The 1,595-nt window shown below is 33.5% G+C and carries 1 protein-coding gene; it reads right to left on the minus strand.

The annotated features are described in order from the left end of the window. Positions 1 to 71: 71 nt before the first annotated feature. Positions 72 to 1,511 (minus strand): glycoside hydrolase family 1 protein, encoded by a 1,440-nt coding sequence (locus ACI32A_RS07175; protein ID WP_439754358.1) that lies wholly within the window; start codon positions 1,509 to 1,511, stop codon positions 72 to 74. Between the last annotated feature and the right edge of the window lie 84 nt (positions 1,512 to 1,595).

The raw sequence follows: 1,595 nt of genomic DNA on the forward strand, positions 1-1,595 counted from the left end.
TATACTACCAAATCATTCCTCTTCAGTCAACTACTTTTTTTAAAAAAAGTTAAAAGAGCTATTTCTAGCTCTTATAAACACTCTCCATTCGATTCAATCACTTTTTTATACCAATCAAATGATTTCTTTTTATGACGCGATAAATCACCTGTTCCATCATCATATTTATCAACATAAATAAAACCATAACGCTTACGCATTTCACCTGTAGAAGCCGAAACTAAGTCAATACAACCCCAAGGCGTATATCCTTTTAAATCCACTCCATCCAAGATTGCTTCATGCATTTGTTCTATATGCAAACGCAAATAATCAATTCGATAATCATCTTGAATGCTGCCATCTTCTTCTACTTTATCATAAGCCCCTAATCCATTTTCAACCACAAAAACAGGCAACTGATAACGATCATAAATTTCATTTAAACTAAAACGCAATCCCTCTGGATCAATTTGCCAACCCCAGTCACTGGCTTTTAAATACGGATTATTCACGCCATGGATTAAGTTCCCTTCTCCATTTATCTTTTTATCTGGATTGCTTGTTTGACAATTCGACATATAATACGAACAAGTATAGAAATCAACGCATCCATTTTTCAAAATATCTTTATCCGATTCTTCCATTTGAATCTGGATATTATTTTCTTTAAAATAACGCCAAATATAACTAGGATATTTTCCTCTACACTGTACATCCGAACAAAACCAGTTCATGACTTGATTGTGTTTTAAATTTTCAATCGCATCACTTGGCTTACAAGTCAAAGGATAACTTGTTGCCATAATATTCATACAACCCACTTGATAATTTTTATCAATTTCATGTGCCATTTGTACAGCTAAAGCACTGGCAACAAATTGATGATGCAATCCTTGAAAACGATTCTGTGGAATATCGACTTGATCTAAAAAATCCATTGTTTTTATTTCATTTAAAATTCCCTGATTTAAAAAACCACCTGCTGGCATTGTTGCACTATTGATTTCATTGAATGTCAACCAATATTTTACTTTTCCTTTATATCGCGTAAAAATCGCTTTACAATAATTCAAGTAAAAATCAATCATTTGTCGATTTGTCCAGCTATTAAATTTTTTTGTCAATCCAAAAGGCACTTCATAATGTGAAATCGTGATCATAGGTTCAATACCATATTTTAAACACTCATCAATCAAATGATCATAAAACTGCAAACCCTTTTCATTTGGTTTTGATTCATCTCCATTGGGAAAAATACGCGTCCATGAAATTGAAAAACGATACATTTTAAATCCCATTTGCGCAAACAAGGCAATATCTTCTTTATAACGATGATAATGATCAATGGCTTCATGACTCGGATAAAACGTTCCTTCTTCTAAAACAGGAGTAATACGCTTTGATACTTTTGCACTGCCTCCCGTACAAATATCCGGACAAGCAATACCTTTTCCATCCACATTCCATGCCCCTTCTAATTGATTGGCAGCCGTGGCCCCTCCCCAATAAAAATTACTTGGAAAACTCATAATCTAAATCCTCTCCATTACTTTCAATGACTTTTTTATACCAGTCAAAGCTCTTTTTCTTATAGCGTTTGAAGCTTCCATTTC

This window comes from Floccifex sp., from assembly GCF_051873555.1.
Classification (GTDB): domain Bacteria; phylum Bacillota_I; class Bacilli_A; order Erysipelotrichales; family Erysipelotrichaceae; genus Floccifex.

Excerpts from the sequence above, each read along its gene's own strand:
- ACI32A_RS07175 (WP_439754358.1), bottom strand. The coding sequence starts at position 1,511 with ATGAGTTTTCCAAGTAATTTTTATTGGGGAGGGGCCACGGCTGCCAAT.